This is a genomic window from Sphingomonas phyllosphaerae FA2, from assembly GCF_000427645.1.
GTDB lineage: Bacteria > Pseudomonadota > Alphaproteobacteria > Sphingomonadales > Sphingomonadaceae > Sphingomonas > Sphingomonas phyllosphaerae.
In genome coordinates this window covers 2,403,119-2,419,724 of sequence record NZ_KE386571.1, presented here as the reverse complement: position 1 = coordinate 2,419,724, position 16,606 = coordinate 2,403,119, and the positions used below count along the sequence as shown (strand labels likewise).

The following is a 16,606-nucleotide window of genomic DNA, read 5'->3' as shown; positions in this document are numbered from 1 at the left end:
GTGCTTTCGTCGCCCCGGAGCTGATCCGGGGCCCCGCTTCTTCTTGCCGGGAGAAGAAGGAAGCGGGATCCCTGATCAAGTCCGGGATGACGTAGTGGCGACTACTTTAGCAGGAAGCGGACGTTGATGCTGGCGGTAACGTCGGTTTCGCCGGGCAACACGACGGTTTCCGCATCCGACTGGACGGCGGCGCGCGCCATCATCGGCATCGGGCGCGGGCGGTCGCCGCCATTCTCACCGGCTTCGTTGATCGCGACGATTCGGGCGACCGACAGGCCAGCGGCCTTGGCATAGAGTTCGGCGCGGGCGCGCGCCTTGGCGATCGCCTGCGTCCGCGCCTCGTCGAGCGCGGCGTCGGGATCGGAGAGCGACAGATTCGGTCCGTCGATTTGATTGGCCCCGGCGCGCACCAGCGCGTCGAGCACCGCGCCGGCCCTGGCAATGTCGCGGAAGCGGATCGCGACCGAGTTGCTCGCCTGATAGCCGGTGACGACCGGCGGCTTGCCGTCCTGATAGCGATATTGCGGGGATAGCGCGACGTTGCTGGTCGACAGGTCGCGCGCAGCGAGGCCGGCGGCCTTCAGCGCCTTTACGACCGCGTCCATCCGCTGCGCATTTTCCGAAAGGGCGGCGGCGGCGACCGGCGCCTGCGTCACCACGCCCGCGGTGATCGTCGCGAGATCCGGGGTGCGCGAGACGCGACCGGTGGTGGTGACGTCGAGCACGGTGCCCTCCGGCACGACCGTCGCCATCGGCAGCGGGACCTGCGCCGCGGCCGGCATCGCCACGATGGCGGCGGCGGACAGCATCAGCGCGGGCAACATTCGGTTCATGCGAAAAACTCCCTTAATCCAGTTAAGAAGACCCCTGCCGCGGTGCGTCGGAATGCAAGATGAACGGGACAGGCCGTTGCAACCACGATAAGACGCGCCCAACCGCGCACCGCTTGTCACGGTGACGTATGCGTGTAATACACGCCGGGGCGCGAAAGGGGAATCATGACGTACCAGGGCGGGGAGATGCAGGGCGAACAGCTGGTGCTGGAGGATCGCTCGCCACGCACGCGGCGGCGCTGGCTGCTGATCGGCGGACTGGTGGTGCTGATCGCCGCGGCCGTCGCCTGGTATGTGCTCCGGCCCAAGGGTGAGGAAACACCGCCCGCCACTGCCTCCAGCCAGGCACCGGCCGTGACCGTGATCGTGCCGGGTGCGCAATCGGTGTCGCGCATCATCAGCGCGACGGGCACGCTGGCGGCGACGCGCGAGATGCCGGTCGGCGTCGCGGGCGAGGGCGGGATGGTCAGCCGCGTGCTGGTCGAGCCGGGCCAATGGGTGCGCGCCGGGCAGGTGCTGGCGACGATCGACCGGTCGGTGCAAGCCCAGACCGCGCAGTCGCTGGCCGCGCAGATCAACGTCGCCAAGTCCGACCTGACGCTGGCGCAGGCCGAGCTGGAGCGTGCGCAGAGCCTCGTCGATCGGGGTTTCATTTCGAAGGCCGATGTCCAGCGCCGGATCGCGACCCGCGACGCGGCGCGCGCGCGATTGCAGGTGGCGCAGGCGACCTTGTCCGAGCAGCGCGCGCGCAACGCGCGGCTCGATATCCGCGCGCCGGCCGCCGGGCTGATCCTGACGCGTGGCGTCGAGCCGGGGCAGATCGTCAGCTCGGGCTCGGGGATGCTGTTCCGCATGGCCAAGGGCGGCGAGATGGAGATGCGCGCGCAGCTCGCCGAGGGCGATTTGCAGGTGGTGCGGGTCGGCTCGCCGGCGAAGGTGGTGCCGGTCGGCGACACGCGCGCCTTCCCTGGGAGCGTGTGGCAGGTCGCGCCGGTGATCGATCCGCAGACGCGGCAGGGGATCGCGCGCATCAAGCTATCCTATGACCCGGCGCTGCGCCCGGGCGGTTTCGCGAGCGCGACGATCACCGCGGGCGGCGCGCGCCAGCCCGAGCTGCCGCAATCGGCGTTGCTGAGTGACGAGAAGGGCAATTACGTCTATATCGTCGATGCGCAGAACAAGGTCGAGCGCCGCGCGGTAACGTTGGGCACCGTGGCCGACGACCGCGTCGCGATCGCCAGCGGGCTGAACGGCGACGAACGCGTCGTGCAATCCGCCGGCGCGTTCCTGAACCCCGGGCAGATGGTGAAGCCGCAGCGCGCCAAACCGACCGCCGCGCGATAAGAGGACGGGACGTCATGGGCTTTCGCAACATCTCCGCCTGGTCGATCCGCAACCCGGTGCCGTCGATCGTCCTGTTCCTGATGCTGACGGTCGCGGGGATCGTCAGCTTCGTGCGGATGGACATCAACGAACAGCCCGACATCGACTTCCCGATCGTCTCGATCGACATCACCCAGCCGGGTGCCGCGCCCAGCGAGCTGGAGACGCAGGTCACGCAACGCGTCGAGGCGGCGGTGCGCTCGCTGGAGGGGATCGACGAAATCCAGTCGTTCGTGTCCGAGGGCACGTCGACGACGATCGTCCAGCTCGACATCGGCACGCCGATCGACCGCGCGGTGAACGAGGCGCGCGACGCGATCACGCAGATCCGCGGCAACCTGCCCGAGGGTATCCTCGAGCCGCAGGTCGCGCGGGTGAAGATCAACGATAACGACCTCGGCAGCTATACCGCGGTCGGCACCGACATGACGCTGGAACAGCTCAGCTGGTACATCGACAATACGGTGACCAAGGAGCTGATGTCGGTGCCCGGCATGGGCGGGGTGACGCGCAACGGCGGGGTCAGCCGCGAAATCCGCGTGATCCTCGACCCTGCGCGGCTCGCCGCGCAGGGGCTGACCGCCAGCCAGATCAACGCGCAATTGCGGCAGGTGAACCTCAACGCGCCGGGCGGGCGCGCCGAGATCGCGGGCGCCGAGCAATCGGTGCGCGTGCTCGGCAATGCGCATACCGCGTATGAGCTGGGGCAGTTGCAGATCAACGTCGGCAACGGCCGCACGGTGCGGCTGTCCGATGTCGCGACGGTGCGTGACTTGTACGCCGAGCAGCGGTCGGCCGCGTCGGTCGACGGGCGGCAGGCGCTGTCGTTCGATTTCACGCGCGCCAAGGGCTATTCGGACGTCACGGTCTTCCGCGAGGCGAAGGCCAAGCTGGAGGCGCTGGAGAAGCGCAACCCGCAGGTCCGCTTCAAGATGCGGCTCGACGGGTCGAAATATCCGCTGGAGCAGTTCAAGACCGCGATCCATGCGATGATCGAGGGCGCGATCCTCGCGGTGATCGTCGTGTTCCTTTTCTTGCGCGACTGGCGCGCGACGATCATCTCGGCGCTGGCGATCCCGCTGTCGGCGATCCCGGCGTTCTGGTTCATGGATCTGATGGGCTTCACGCTCAACAACATGACGATGCTGGCGCTCAGCCTGGTGGCGGGCGTGCTGGTCGATGACGCGATCGTGGAGATCGAGAACATCGTCCGCCACATGCGGATGGGCAAGAGCGCGTATCAGGCGTCGATCGACGCCGCGGACGAGATCGGCCTTGCGGTGCTGGCGACGACGATGGCGATCGTCGCGGTGTTCCTGCCGGTCGGGCTGATGCCGGGGATCGCCGGGCAGTTCTTCAAGAATTTCGGGCTGACCGTCGTGGCGGCGGTGCTGATGAGCCTTGCGGTGGCGCGGCTCATCACGCCGATGGTGGCGGCCTATTTCCTGAAGGCCGGCGGTCATGTCGAACATGGCGGCGGCTGGTTGCTCAATACCTATCAGCGGCTGCTGATCTGGACGCTGGACAGCACCCGCGCGGCGCGGGCGCGTGCCAAGGGCGGGGTGCACCGGGTCGTGGGATATTGGCGCGATCATCGCATGTGGATGATCGGCGCGGGCGTGCTGGCGTTCGTGGCGACGATCGCGATGTTCGCGACCTCGCCGCTGACCTTCCAGCCGGCGCGCGACATGCCGCGCTCGACCGTGACGATCACGATGCCGCCGGGCAGCACGCTGCAGACGACGCAGGGCGTGGTCGATCAGGTCTACGCCGTGCTCAGCAAGCAGCCCGAGGTGGAGAGCATCTACACCCGTACGCTGGTCGGTTCGGGCCGCGTGACTGCGCAATTGCGCGAGAAGCGCGAAAAGACCTCGACCGAGTTCGAGCGCGCGCTGGCGCCGGAGCTGGCGAAGATCGCCGACGCGCGCGTCAACTTCCAGTCGCAGTTCGGCTGGGGCGACAATAATCGCGACGTCTCGATCACGCTGGGCGGTGACGATCCGGTCGTGTTGCGCCAGGCCGCCGACCGGCTGGTCAAGGAAATGGGCACGGTGCCGGGGCTGCTCGCGCCGCGCATCGCGGGTGATCTCAATCGTCCGGAGATCATCATCAAGCCGCGGCTCGACCTCGCCGCCAGCCTGGGGGTGACGACGTCGGCGCTGTCGAACGCGATCCGCATCGCGACGATCGGCGACATCGACCAGAACAGCGCGCGCTTCTCGCTCAACGACCGGCAGATCCCGATCCGGGTCGCGCTGGAGCAGAGTTCGCGCTCGCGGTTGGCGACGATCCAGAATTTGCCGGTGCAGACGCTGACCGGCGGCTCGGTGCCGCTGAGCGTGGTCGCCGAGATCGGCTTCGGCTCCGGTCCGACGCGTATCCAGCGCATCAACCAGCAGCGCCAGTTGACGATCGGCGCGGACCTGAGCCCCGGCCAGACGATCAGCGTGATGCTGCCCAAGGTGAAGCAGCTGCCGGCGATGAAGAACCTGCCGCTGGGCGTGGGCGAGCTGAGCGTCGGACAGGCCAAGTGGCAGATGGAGATGCTCCAGAACTTCATCGTCGCGGTGGTGGCGGGCGTGTTCCTCGTCTTCTCGGTGCTGGTGCTGCTGTACCGCCGGTTGTTGCCGCCGCTCGTCAACATGGCGTCGCTGACGCTGGCGCCGCTCGGCGGGTTGATCGCGCTGCGGCTGACCGGCAATCCGCTGTCGATGCCGGTGTTCATCGGCTTGTTGATGCTGCTGGGGATCGTCGCCAAGAACTCGATCCTCTTGATCGACTTCGCGCTGGAGGAGATGCAGGCGGGCGTGCCGTCGTATGACGCGATCGTCGATGCCGGGCACAAGCGCGCGCAGCCGATCGTGATGACCACCGTCGCGATGGTCGCGGGCATGGTGCCGACCGCGCTGTCGCTGTCGGGGGACGGGGCGTCGCGCGCGCCGATGGGGATCGTGGTGATCGGCGGGTTGATCGTCTCGACCGTGCTGACGTTGCTGATCGTGCCGGCGGCCTTTTCGCTGGCGATCGGGGTCGAGCGGCGCGTGGGGCCGTGGCTGGGGCGGCGGCTGCTGACCTATCGTCCGGGCGACGAGGGGGCGGTGATCGAGCATGCGCCTCATGATGCGATCGGCGCGCCGCACGGGCGGATTCCGTTCCGGGGCGATGGGGAGCATCCGGCGGAATAGGGGTTTGGGCTGACACATTGGCGTGGCCGGTGCCGGGTAGGGTGCGGGCGCACTCGACAGACATGGGCCCCTGCCTGCGCAGGGACGACGAGGCTTCTTCGGCGGCGGCCTTGAACTTCACGGGCGATCAGGGATTGTTACGGGGATGATCGTCCGCGCCGCCCCTCCGCCCGCCGCCCTCGTGAGGATGCGGCGCGTCGCGGGGCTGTTGCTGGTGGTGATGGCCGCCGCCTTCTTCGCATCGCGCGCGCTGGAGTCGCGGCATCCCGCATGGGGGTTCGTCCGCGCCTTTGCCGAGGCGGCGATGGTCGGCGGGCTGGCGGACTGGTTCGCGGTGACCGCGCTGTTCCGCCACCCGCTGGGGCTGCCGATCCCGCATACCGCGATCATTCCGCGCAACAAGGACCGGATCGGCGACCAGCTCGCGCAATTCCTGCGCGAATATTTCCTGATCCCGGCGGTCGTCGCGCGGCGGATGCAGCGGATCGACGTCGCCGCGGCGGCGGGGCGCTGGCTCGCCAACCCGCGCGGGGCGGGGGGTAGCCGGCTGACGCGCGGCATCTCGCGGCTCGCGACCGAGGTGTTGCAGGCGCTGGATCAGGAGCGGCTGGGCGGGATGGTGCGCGCGATGATGGTCGCCCGCGTGCGCGAAACCGAGCTGTCGCCGATGCTGGGCCGCGCGCTGGCGGCGGCGATGGCGGAGGAGCGGCATCGCCCGGTGATCGACGCGCTGGTGCGCTGGATGCGCGGCGCACTGGGGTCGAACGAGCATCTGATCCGCGCGATGGTCCACGACCGCGCCGGCACCGTGCTGCGCTGGACCGGACTCGACGAGACGCTGGCCAACAAGATCATCGACGGGCTCGACAAACTGGTCGCGGAGATGGCCGACAACCCCGAGCATCCGCTGCGCCTGAAGGTCGAGGAGGCGATGGCGAGCGTCGCCGAGCGGCTCCAGCACGATCCCGCGTTGCAGGCGCGTGTAGAGACGGTGAAGATCGAGCTGCTCGAAAATCCTGCGATGCAGGACTGGATCAACGGTTTGTGGGAACAGGCGCGCGCCGCGATGCTGCGCGCGGCGCGCGATCCCGATGCTCTGATGGCGGGCAAGCTGGGCGAGGCGCTGCATCAACTGGGCGCGACCTTGCAGGACGATCCGCGGCTTGGGCGGATCATCAACCGCTTCGTGCGGCGCGCGGCGGTGGGCGCGGCGGCCGATTATGGCGATGCGATCGTGCGGCTGGTGTCGGAGACGGTGCGCGGCTGGGATGCGCAAACCGTGACGCAGCGACTCGAGAATGCGGTCGGCAAGGATCTTCAATTCATCCGCATCAACGGGACGCTGGTCGGCGGGCTGGTAGGGGTGGTGATCCACAGCATCGACGTGGCGTTGTGAGTGAACGATCACAAAAGTGGTACGCGCGCGGAACGATTGCGACGCTGGGCGCTTGTGAGCGGATGAGCTTTGCCGCATGGATCGAACGATGAGTGCGGCTGCCGACTTCAGCATGGATCGTGACGGTGCCGACGGACAGGTGCTGCGCGTGACCGGTGACCTGTCGCTGGCGCGGCTGGGCGACTTGCCGACCCGGCTGGGAAAGCAGGACGGGCAGGTGGCGGTCGTCGACCTCTCCGCAGTCGAGCGGATCGACACGATCGGCGCGTGGGTGGTCCACCGCTTCGCGCGCGAACATGGCGCGCGGATCGAGGGACTGAGCGGCGATGGGCAGAACCTGCTGGAGCAGGTGCAGGCCGCCGACCAGCCGGTGCAGATGCGCCCGCAGTCGCGCTCCGCCTTCGGGCGCGTGCTGGCCGAAATCGGTGAGTCGACCGCCAATTCGGCGCGCACTGCGCTCGGGCTGCTGGGGTTCATGGGCGAGACGGTGATCGCGTTCGGCGGTGTCATCCGCCATCCCAGCCGCTTCCGCTTCAACGCGACGGTGCAGCGGTTCGAGGTGGTCGGCGTCTCGGCGCTGGGCATCATCGGACTGATGAGCTTCCTGATCGGCGTGGTGATCGCGCAGCAGGGCGCAGTGCAGCTGCGGCAATTCGGCGCGGAGGCGTTCACGATCAATCTGGTCGGGCGCATCTCGATGCGCGAGCTGGGCGTGCTGATGACCGCGATCATGGTCGCGGGGCGATCGGGTTCTGCGTTCGCCGCGCAGCTCGGCACGATGAAGCTGACCGAGGAAATCGATGCGATGCGGACGATCGGCGTCTCGCCGATGGAGGCGCTGGTGCTGCCGCGGACGATCGCGGCGATCGTGCTGATGCCGCTTCTCGGTTTCTATGCCGCTGTGCTGTCGGTGTTCGGCGGTTGCCTGTTGTGCTGGTTCGCGCTCGACATTCCTCCGATCGCGTTCGTGGCGCGCATCCGCGAGGTGGTGCCGATCACCGACGTGTTCGTCGGGCTGATCAAGGCGCCGGTGTTTGGCGGGATCATCGCGGTCGCCGGCTGCTTCCAGGGGATGCAGGTGAAGGGCGACGCCGAGCAGGTCGGGCTCAAGACCACGTCGGCGGTGGTGCAGGCGATCTTCATGGTCATCGTGGTCGATGCGTTCTTCGCGGTCTTCTTCGAACAGATCGGCTGGATCTGATGCCGCAACATAATGCCAGCCGCCCCGATACTGCGCCGATCATCAAGGTGACCGGGCTGCGCAACGAATTCGGCGATCAGGTCATCCACGACAACCTCGATCTCGAGGTGCGGCGCGGCGAGATCCTCGGCGTGGTCGGCGGATCGGGCACCGGCAAGTCGGTACTGATGCGCTCGATCATCGGGCTGCAATCGCCGACGCAGGGCGAGGTCGAGGTGTTCGGCGAACCGACGCTCGACCGCAGCGAGCATGATACGGTCGAGATCCGCAAGCGCTGGGGCGTGCTGTTTCAGGGCGGGGCGTTGTTCTCGACGCTGACCGTCGCCGAGAACGTGCAGGTGCCGCTGCGCGAATTCTATCCAGACCTCGACCTTGCGCTGCTCGACGAGATCGCGTCGTACAAGGTGGTGATGACCGGCTTGCCGGCGGATGCCGGGCCGAAGTTTCCCGCCGAACTGTCCGGGGGCATGAAGAAGCGTGCCGGGCTGGCGCGCGCGTTGGCGCTCGATCCGGAATTGCTGTTCCTCGACGAGCCGACCGCCGGGCTCGATCCGATCGGGGCGGCGGCGTTCGACGATCTGACCAAGGCGTTGCAGAAGACGCTGGGGCTGACCGTCTTTCTCATCACCCACGATCTCGACACGCTGTACGCGATCTGTGACCGCGTCGCGGTGCTGGCCGACAAGCGCGTGATCGCGGTCGGGACGATCGACGAATTGCTGGCGCTGGATCACCCGTGGATCCAGGAATATTTCAACGGGCCACGCGGCCGCGCTGCGGTGGCCTCGCAGGAGCGCGGCGCGGCACGCGATGCCGCCGCGCACCCGACCGAGGTGGCGCAACTGCAAAGCGGGCAGCGCTCGCAGGGCGGGATGGCCGACGATTATGCGCGCGACGCGGATGCGGGTGGCCATCAGCGGTCCGCCAGCATCACCGGGTCGGGCGAGAGGGGCTGAGAGATGGAAACGCGTTCGAACCATGTCCTCGTCGGCGCGGTGGTGCTGATCCTGCTGGCGCTGGTGGCGGTGTTCACGGTGTGGATCGCACGGATCGGCGGCGCCGAAGAGCGCGACTACGACATCTTCTTCCGTCAGGCGGTCGACGGGCTGGCGAAGGGATCGTCGGTCACCTTCTCGGGCGTACCGTCGGGGCAGGTGAAGAGCATTTCGCTGTGGAAGCCCGATCCGCAATATGTGCGCGTGCGGATCAGCGTGAACGACGATACGCCGATTCTGCGCGGCACCACCGCGACGATCCAGGGCAGCTTCACCGGCACCAGCACCGTCAGCCTCGACGGCGCGACCAAGGGCGCGCAGCCGATCACCTGCCCCGAAGGTGACGCCGCCAAGAGCGTTTGCCCGCTAGGCGTGCCGGTGATCCCGACCAAGACCGGCGGGATCGGCGCGATCCTCAATTCGGCGCCGCAGCTGCTGGAGCGGCTGTCGACGCTGACCGAGCGGCTGACCGGCATGCTGAGCGATCGCAACCAGGCGTCGATCGCGGGTATCCTCGACAATACCAACCGGTTGACCGATGCGCTCGCCGATCGTGGGCCGGAGATCGCCTCGACGCTGGCGCAGACTCGCATCGCGATCCAGCAGGCAGGCAATGCCGCCGAACAGATCGGCGCGCTGGCGCAGACCACCAACGGCGTGCTTGCGAACGACGTCCAGCCGGCGATGGCCAATCTCAATAAAGCGATCACCTCGGCGCAGCAGAGTGCGGACACGCTCAATGCCGCGATCGGCGATGCGCGCCCTGGGCTGACGACGTTCAGCAAGCAGACGATCCCGCAGGTCAACCAGTTGGTGCGCGACCTGCGCGTGACCGCCTCTTCGTTGAAGTCGATCAGCGAGCGGGTCGAGCAGGGTGGCGCCAGCTCGCTGGTGGGGCAGCCGGCGCTGCCGGACTATAAGGGGAAGTGACCGTGCGTGCTTTGGCGAACAAGCTCCTGATCGTCGCGGCGCTGGTGCCGCTGGCCGGCTGCATCCGCTTTGGTGCGTCGCCGCCGCCCTCGCTGCTGACAATCGCCCCGCAGGCTCAACCTGCTGCTGGCACGGTGCAGAATTCCGCGACCGGCCGCGCGATCGTGATCGAGGTGCCGGCGGTGCCGCAGTCGATCGCGGGAACGCGCTTGCCGGTGCAGGCGACCGACACGTCGCTCGCTTACGTCAAGGACGCGCAATGGGCCGAGCCGCCTGCGCGGCTGTTCGCGCGGCTGCTATCGGACACGCTGACCGCGCGTGCGCAGATGGTGGTGCTGTCGCCGGCGCAGTCGTTCGACGCGCCGAGCGCGATGCTGGGCGGCGAGCTGCGGACCTTCGGGGTCGATGCGGTGCAGCGACAGGCGGTGGTGACGTATGACGCGTCGTACACGCCGGCGGGCAAGCCGACGGTCGAAAAGCGCCGTTTCGAGGCGCGGGTTCCCGTCACCGAGATCAAGGCGGATCAGGCGGGTGCGGCGCTGAGCCAGGCGGCCAATCAGGTCGCGCAGCAGGTGTCCGACTGGGTCGGGGCGCAGCGGTAGGGCTTGTGGTCCGGCGATGATGCGGGGTTGGACAGTTATCGCCGTTGAGGTGTGATCCACCCGGCTTGAACCATCTCCCACCGTCACTCCGGCGAAGGCCGGCCAAGTTGGCAAGGCTAACGATATGAGGCGCGACGCCCATCGTCAGCGCCACCCAACTGGGCCCCGGCTTTCGCCAGGGTGACACTTCAGCTTGAATCGATTGCCTTCTAGGACGTCCGTCCCTCCTCATCCCGGCATCCGGGGCGAGGTTCAAACCCTTGTCACCTTACGGCACCCGCCGAACCTCCAGCGGCACTTCGCACACCTCGATCCCGCCACCACCGATGGTCGGCGCGGGCGGGTTCTCGCGGCGGCGGATCATCGCGGCGAACCGCGGATTGTCCGCCGCGCGGTATTGGAAACGCGGGCGCGCCGCCGCCGGTATCTCACTGGCGAGCCGCATCTCGACGATCGGCGTGCGCTCCGCCGCCTCGGCATAGAAGCCCATCGGCGCATCGCTGCGCGGCAGGGACGAGAGATATCGCATCCCCGCGATGATCCGCCCGACCAGCGCATAGTTGCGATCGAGCCGCCGCGCCGACTGGCCGATCGGTGTCGACATCTCCGCACCGGATCCTGAGGTCGGATCGGCGTCACGTGCGACGTTGACCATGCCATAGCAATGCGTCAGCCACGCATGGCCGCTTCCATCGCTGGCGACCGGCCAGCCGTCCGCGGTGATCCCCGCCACTGCCGAATGCGGATCGGCGCGCGTCAGCGTCTGCGCGGGCGCGAAGCGGGCGATCTCGAACTCGGGCGGTACATGCGTCGGTACACCGGGCGCGAGCGGTTTCTTCTCGCTGGCGTCGCCCCATTGCGCGACCCAATTCTCCTGCACACGGTACACGCTCAATCCGTCCCACCAATGCGCGCGCGCCAGTTTGCGGATGCTGGCGACGTGCAGTGGCGCGTAGCTGGCCGCGAGCCGGATCACGACTGTGCGATCGCCGGCGAGCCGCATCACGAGCAGCTCGTCATCGGGAATCGCGCGCCAATCGCTCTCGATCGGTTCGTGGGGCGCGGGCACCGCGGCGGTGGGGGCCTGCGAGAGCAGCATCAGTGTGGCGAGCATCGACATGCCCGTAAGGTGACGCAACACGACCTGCGAGGCAATCGACCCGCTTGCGCAATGTGGCGACTCCGATTAGTGCCGCCGCTCCAAGCATGCGGAGCGGTGGCCGAGTGGTCGAAGGCGCTCGCCTGGAAAGTGAGTATACGTCAAAAGCGTATCGAGGGTTCGAATCCCTCCCGCTCCGCCACTCAGTCTTAAATATCTGAGTTTTCGACCGGGATGCCGTGAGAAGGACGCCTTTCCGCGCCGCATGGCGTAGCTAGCCGTATCTCGGAGAATCTGGCTCATCCAGAAATCTGCCAACCTAGCCGCGCATTCTCTGAGGATGAGCGGGGCAGTACGGGTTCTCGCAAGCGCCTGAAAGGAAGGCTTTGCCACCGGCGTCTGGCGTGCTTTGTCTCGGCATGACGCCCACACGCCACCAGATTATGCAAACACACGCCACTAACAGGGCCATTCTTTCTCGATTGAAGTGAAAGAGTGGTGGAATAACAGCGCTTTAATCGATGAGCGCGCGTGGTTGCCAAAAACCTTGGCAGGTCAATCGGCAGGCGAATTTCGCTTAAGTGCACGACGTTTACAGGTGCGAAAAGGGCGTCTGCAGGCCTGCAGACGCCCAACTCAATTTGAAGCTTTTTTAAGTCTCGAAACCCGCAGAAAACTACCAAAAATGGCCAGTTTTGATGCTGCGAGCCTACCAAGCTGATTGACGGTGTGCGACTTTATGAACCGACATCAGATGTCGAGCGATAGCATCGTCAACCTCGCGGACCGAACCATGCTGTAGCGCGGTATTAAGATGGTCGCGCGTGGCAAGAAGCTCCGGGTCGACAGGCTTGAACGGTTCGGTCGGTACAGGATGAGCAGGAGCTGCCCGCGTGCGGGCGGCGCTAATTACCAGCTTGATGAACGGCAGCACTGACCGGCGCCGGCTGGTCTGGCCCGTGGCAAGTCGCAAGACCATCATCTCGAACAACGAGACCGTACGCCGGCGCTGACGCCCGGGCTCCCTGATCTTCACCGGCAGGTTGGCAATTTGCATGATGGAAGTGACGTGACCCCAGTCTTTCATCCAGCGGCAACCAGAGACCGACCGGTGTTGTTGCGCATGAGCGCAGGTGAAGCAACGGACGGGGTTAACCCCGTCCGTTGCTGTTCGAGCCCGGCAGCGAACGCAGCCGGGGTAGCGTAGCCGAGCGACGAGTGCAGCCGCTCGGTGTTGTAGTCGTCGACCCAGCGCGCCAGGATCGAGCGGGCCTGACCGATGGTGAAGAACAGCGTCTCGTTGAGCAGTTCGTCGCGCATGCGACCATTGAAGCTCTCGACGAACCCGTTCTGCGTCGGCTTGCCCGGCGCGATGTAATGCCACTCGACGCCAACCTCACCGGACCAGGCGAGCACCGCGTTCGACGTCAGCTCGGTCCCGTTGTCGCTGACGATCATCGTCGGTTTGCCACGCTCGGCGATCAGAGCGGTCAACTCGCGCACGACCCGCCGGCCTGAGATCGACGTATCGGCCACCGCCCGGAGGCATTCGCGCGTCACGTCGTCGACGATGTTGAGCACGCGGAAGCGCCGGCCGGTGACGAGCTGGTCGTGCACGAAGTCCAGGCTCCAGCGCTGATTGGGGAGCGCCAGCACCGGCGCGGGCGCCCGTGCGCCAACCGCTCGCCTTCGCCCCTTCCGACGCCTGACCGTCAGCCCTTCCTCGCGATAGAGCCGCTGGGTCTTCTTGCGGTTGATCGTGATGCCATCCCGGCGAAGCAGGATGTGCAGCCGACGATAGCCGAACCGCCGGCGCTGCTGCGCCAGCTCACGCAAACGCGACCGCAGGTCGCCATCATCCGCCCGGCACGAGCGATACCGCATGCTCGTGCGGTTCGCTCCGATGACCATGCACGCCCGCCGCTCGCTCATCCCCAGCGTCGCCTGGAGATGGGCGACCGCTTGCCGCTTCGCGGCGGGCGTCACCACTTTTTTGACAGCAGGTCTTTCAACCCCGCATTGTCCAGCATCGTGTCCGCGAGCAGCCGCTTCAGTCGAGCATTCTCCTCCTCGAGCGACCGCAGACGCTTCGCGTCGGATACCTCCAGGCCGCCGAACTTCGCCTTCCAGGCATAGTACGTCGCGCTCGACATACCGTGCTTGCGGCAAAGCTCCGTCACCACTGCACCCGCCTCGGCCTCCTTCAGGATGCCGATGATCTGCTCTTCCAAAAACTGCTTCCGCTTCATTCCGTCCGTCCCTTCAAGGGCCGGTCTCTAGCTCCAACTGGATGAAGAAACGGGGGTCACGTCACTGAGCCACCAAGGTCCAAGCGCCATGCGGTTGGCGAGGGCGTCATCGACATGGTATCCGGTCTGTTGCCGTGCGGTGGCCTTGGCGCTTGACTTCAGGTTGGGTCGCCGGGAGCAGACGAGCAGGCGCTCGGCCGTCTGCTGGGACGCTCGAGAGGCGAGGTGCCGGATCGCCGAACCGCTCCCCGGATCGACCGGTGACGGCATCCGCACCGATCGCCACGCTCTGTAATCCATTCCCGTCGTGACACGTCGCCCGGGGCTTGCTCCGGGCGACGACCTTTATCGTCACTGAAACGTGTAGCGGAGCGTCCCGAACACCGTGCGTGGCACGCCGTAGAAATTGCCGCGCCCGGTGCTGGAGAGGCGCGCGTAATAGCTCTTGTCGAACAGGTTGCTGACGTTGACCGAAAGCGACAGTTGCTCGTTGAGCCGATAGCCCGCCCGCAGGTCGACCACCGCATAGGCATCCTGCCGCACGATCGTCGACCGCGAACGAAGCGCGCCATTCGCCGCGTAGAGCGCCGGGGTGCCGCCATAGGTGGACGAAAACCACGTCAGCCCGCCGCCGACGCTCGCTCCCGCCAGTATGCCACCGGTCGGGGCGTAATTGGTGAAGAACTTCGCCATGTGCTTCGGGATGATTGGCATCAGCGCGATCCCGTCGAACTGCGGCTCGGTATCCTCCAGATATTCGGTGTGGGTGTAGGTATAGCCGCCGTTGACTCGCCACCCCGGCACGATCTGCCCGGTCGCCTCCGCCTCGATCCCGCGCGCGCGAACGCGACCGGCCTGCAGCACGAGATCCGGCGCCTCGGGCGGGTTGACCAGCCGGTTGTCCTGCGTGATCTGATACGCGGCGAGCGACAGCAGCAGCCGCTGGTTCATCAACGACAGCTTGGTGCCGGCCTCATATTGGCTGCCGATCAATGGCTCGATCGGGCGACCGTCGGCGCGCGCCCGGCCTGCGGGCGGGGCCTGTGGGGTGAAGCTGTCGGCATAGCTGACATAGACGTTGAGCGTCGGCGTGACGTCGAACAAAACCGCACCATAAGGGGTGAAGCGTCCGTCATACCCGTATTGCGATCGCGCGGTGACTGCCCCGGTCAGCGGAGCGAGCGTGTCGAGATCGGTCGACCACCATGTCGCACGCCCGCCGCCGACCAATGTCAGGCGATCGACCGGCGACAGCCGCAGCTGACCGTACAGGCCATATTGCTCGATATAGGTGCGCGTCGCCGCCGGCACCTGCGCGATGCAGGTCGCCGACGCGACCGTGCACGGCCCGCTGGTGCCCTGCACCGGATAGAGCGGCAGGTTGACGCGCGGGTCCATCGGCGGCTCGGCCGGATACACCGGATCGAATACGTTGATCCTCGCGTAGTTGCTCAGCCGCGCATTGTACGACGTATAGTCGAGCGCCTGATAATCCATGCCGAGGATCAGCGTCTGCTCGCGCCCGAAGGCCGGGAAGCTGCCCGCGCCGTTGATGTCGAACGAGCGGGTGCGCTGCCGGTTGTCGCCGAGGAAGGCGATATGATTGGTGGTGCCGCCATTCTCCAGGGTGACCGGGGCATTGCCGATATAGCTGTATTTGTCGACGCGATCGACGTTGGCGATCATGCCCGTCGCGCGCAGCGTCCAGCGATCGCTGATCCGGTGCGCCAGCTCGACGAACCCGGTCCAGCTTTCCGAATTGAAGCGGTTCCAGTCCGCGCCGAGATAGGTCGAGCGGCGCACGTCGAGCAGCCGCCCGTCGCTGCCGTCCGCGCCGCCGACATAGCCGGGCAGCCCGGTCTGCACCGCAGGCTGGAAACGATCGTAATAGATGCCGCCGGTCAGCGTGGTGCGCGTGCCGATCGCGACGTCGCCGACCGCGAACGCGCCCCAGCGTCGTCGATGGGCGGTATCGAAGAACTGGTCCTGATCCTGCGCCATCGCCCCCGCACGCACGCCGATCGCGCTGCCGAGCCGGGTCGAGGCGTCCAGCTCAAGCCGGACATTGTCGTAGCTGCCATAGCCGGCCGATGCCTGCACCCGGGTCGTGTCCAGCGGGCGCTTGCGGATCAGGTTGATGCTCCCCGCCGGATTGCCCGCGCCGGTGAACAGCCCGGCGGGGCCGCGCAGCACCTCCAGCCGGTCATAGAAGAACAGGTCCGGCACCACGCCGGGAAAGCCGAACGACCGCGTCGGCACGCCATCGACGAGATAGTTGTTGATGACGAACCCGCGCGAATTGAATGAGGGATCCTCGCTGCCGATGCCGGTGACGGTGATGCCGTTCGTGGCCGTCATCGCATCCTCAAGCGTGAAGAGGTTCTGCGCCTCGATCTGGTCGTGCTCGATGATCGTGATGGTGTTGGGCGTATCCTTCAGCGGCGTGACCGTCTTGCCGACCTCGCGACCATAACTTTTGCCGACGACCACCACGTCGCCGTCGCGCTGCGCCTCTGCCGCGGCGTCTATGCCGTCCGGAGCGGTGGCGTGGGCGGCGGCGGGAAGGAGGCCGAGCGCGCTTCCGGATAGAAGGACGAACCAGAACTTCATGTGCGTTTCCCCAACTTTCAGCCCGGCGTCTAACGTCATCGCATATGCGAGTCACTATCATTTACATGATTTGTTACAAAGCGGAGGCGCGTTCGGGTGGTTGTCGTTCGCACGGTGCAGTGC

General features: G+C 66.8%; 12 protein-coding genes and 1 tRNA gene. 8 read left to right on the top strand and 5 right to left on the bottom strand.

The genetic code is table 11. The features are described from left to right. Nucleotides 1–101: 101 nt before the first annotated feature. Nucleotides 102–833, bottom strand: a complete 732-nt coding sequence (locus tag SPHPH_RS0111685) for an SIMPL domain-containing protein (RefSeq protein WP_037488499.1) — start codon at nucleotides 831–833, stop codon at nucleotides 102–104. 165 nt (nucleotides 834–998) lie between these two features. On the opposite strand from SPHPH_RS0111685, the gene SPHPH_RS0111680 reads away from it, so the two are divergent. From SPHPH_RS0111680 to SPHPH_RS0111650, 7 genes are all read left to right on the top strand, one after another. After that, the gene (locus SPHPH_RS0111680; protein ID WP_028966852.1) at nucleotides 999–2,177 is read left to right on the top strand and encodes an efflux RND transporter periplasmic adaptor subunit; all 1,179 of its coding nucleotides are present in this window, start codon (nucleotides 999–1,001) and stop codon (nucleotides 2,175–2,177) included. Nucleotides 2,178–2,191: 14 nt separating this feature from the next. Next, nucleotides 2,192–5,401 (top strand): efflux RND transporter permease subunit, encoded by a 3,210-nt coding sequence (locus tag SPHPH_RS0111675; RefSeq protein WP_028966851.1) that lies wholly within the window; start codon nucleotides 2,192–2,194, stop codon nucleotides 5,399–5,401. A gap of 145 nt (nucleotides 5,402–5,546) precedes the next feature. Further along, nucleotides 5,547–6,797 (top strand): DUF445 domain-containing protein, encoded by a 1,251-nt coding sequence (locus SPHPH_RS0111670; RefSeq protein WP_028966850.1) that lies wholly within the window; start codon nucleotides 5,547–5,549, stop codon nucleotides 6,795–6,797. Between the two features lie 88 nt (nucleotides 6,798–6,885). Next, nucleotides 6,886–7,998, top strand: coding sequence for an ABC transporter permease (locus SPHPH_RS0111665; protein ID WP_028966849.1), 1,113 nt, complete (start codon nucleotides 6,886–6,888; stop codon nucleotides 7,996–7,998). Continuing rightward, entirely contained in the window at nucleotides 7,998–8,954 is a 957-nt protein-coding gene (locus SPHPH_RS19600) for an ABC transporter ATP-binding protein (protein ID WP_051272983.1), read from the top strand. Before SPHPH_RS0111665 ends, SPHPH_RS19600 begins: the two co-directional genes overlap by 1 nt. A gap of 3 nt (nucleotides 8,955–8,957) precedes the next feature. Further along, nucleotides 8,958–9,923 (top strand): MlaD family protein, encoded by a 966-nt coding sequence (locus SPHPH_RS0111655; protein WP_028966847.1) that lies wholly within the window; start codon nucleotides 8,958–8,960, stop codon nucleotides 9,921–9,923. A 2-nt stretch (nucleotides 9,924–9,925) separates the two neighbouring features. Next, nucleotides 9,926–10,525: an ABC-type transport auxiliary lipoprotein family protein gene (locus tag SPHPH_RS0111650; protein WP_337587823.1), complete on the top strand. Its 600-nt coding sequence runs from the start codon at nucleotides 9,926–9,928 to the stop codon at nucleotides 10,523–10,525. Between the two features lie 268 nt (nucleotides 10,526–10,793). Here SPHPH_RS0111650 and SPHPH_RS0111645 read toward each other — a convergent pair whose 3' ends face one another. Further along, the gene (locus tag SPHPH_RS0111645) at nucleotides 10,794–11,663 is read right to left on the bottom strand and encodes a peptidylprolyl isomerase (protein ID WP_238303062.1); all 870 of its coding nucleotides are present in this window, start codon (nucleotides 11,661–11,663) and stop codon (nucleotides 10,794–10,796) included. A gap of 72 nt (nucleotides 11,664–11,735) precedes the next feature. Between SPHPH_RS0111645 and SPHPH_RS0111640 the strand changes: the two genes are divergently transcribed. Then, nucleotides 11,736–11,826 (top strand) — tRNA-Ser (locus SPHPH_RS0111640). A gap of 507 nt (nucleotides 11,827–12,333) precedes the next feature. Here SPHPH_RS0111640 and SPHPH_RS21175 read toward each other — a convergent pair. The 3 genes from SPHPH_RS21175 to SPHPH_RS0111620 form a co-directional block, all read right to left on the bottom strand. Further along, the gene (locus SPHPH_RS21175; RefSeq protein WP_156025990.1) at nucleotides 12,334–12,711 is read right to left on the bottom strand and encodes a hypothetical protein; all 378 of its coding nucleotides are present in this window, start codon (nucleotides 12,709–12,711) and stop codon (nucleotides 12,334–12,336) included. After that, nucleotides 12,708–13,873, bottom strand: a protein-coding gene (locus tag SPHPH_RS0111630; RefSeq protein WP_420329280.1) for an IS3 family transposase whose coding sequence is annotated in 2 segments (ribosomal slippage) — nucleotides 12,708–13,612 and nucleotides 13,612–13,873 — 1,167 coding nt in all. Because the reading frame shifts where the segments join, the coding sequence is not laid out codon by codon here. Before SPHPH_RS0111630 ends, SPHPH_RS21175 begins: the two co-directional genes overlap by 4 nt. Before the next feature lie 351 nt (nucleotides 13,874–14,224). Then, a complete protein-coding gene (locus SPHPH_RS0111620) occupies nucleotides 14,225–16,483 on the bottom strand; it encodes a TonB-dependent siderophore receptor (protein WP_028966844.1) in 2,259 nt (752 codons plus the stop codon). Between the last annotated feature and the right edge of the window lie 123 nt (nucleotides 16,484–16,606).

Coding starts and splice junctions, on each gene's coding strand:
- SPHPH_RS0111620 (WP_028966844.1), bottom strand. CDS start 16,483: ATGAAGTTCTGGTTCGTCCTTCTATCCGGAAGCGCGCTCGGCCTCCTT.
- SPHPH_RS0111665 (WP_028966849.1), top strand. CDS start 6,886: ATGAGTGCGGCTGCCGACTTCAGCATGGATCGTGACGGTGCCGACGGA.
- SPHPH_RS0111680 (WP_028966852.1), top strand. CDS start 999: ATGACGTACCAGGGCGGGGAGATGCAGGGCGAACAGCTGGTGCTGGAG.
- SPHPH_RS0111655 (WP_028966847.1), top strand. CDS start 8,958: ATGGAAACGCGTTCGAACCATGTCCTCGTCGGCGCGGTGGTGCTGATC.
- SPHPH_RS21175 (WP_156025990.1), bottom strand. CDS start 12,711: ATGAAAGACTGGGGTCACGTCACTTCCATCATGCAAATTGCCAACCTG.
- SPHPH_RS0111670 (WP_028966850.1), top strand. CDS start 5,547: ATGATCGTCCGCGCCGCCCCTCCGCCCGCCGCCCTCGTGAGGATGCGG.
- SPHPH_RS0111685 (WP_037488499.1), bottom strand. CDS start 833: ATGAACCGAATGTTGCCCGCGCTGATGCTGTCCGCCGCCGCCATCGTG.
- SPHPH_RS19600 (WP_051272983.1), top strand. CDS start 7,998: ATGCCGCAACATAATGCCAGCCGCCCCGATACTGCGCCGATCATCAAG.
- SPHPH_RS0111675 (WP_028966851.1), top strand. CDS start 2,192: ATGGGCTTTCGCAACATCTCCGCCTGGTCGATCCGCAACCCGGTGCCG.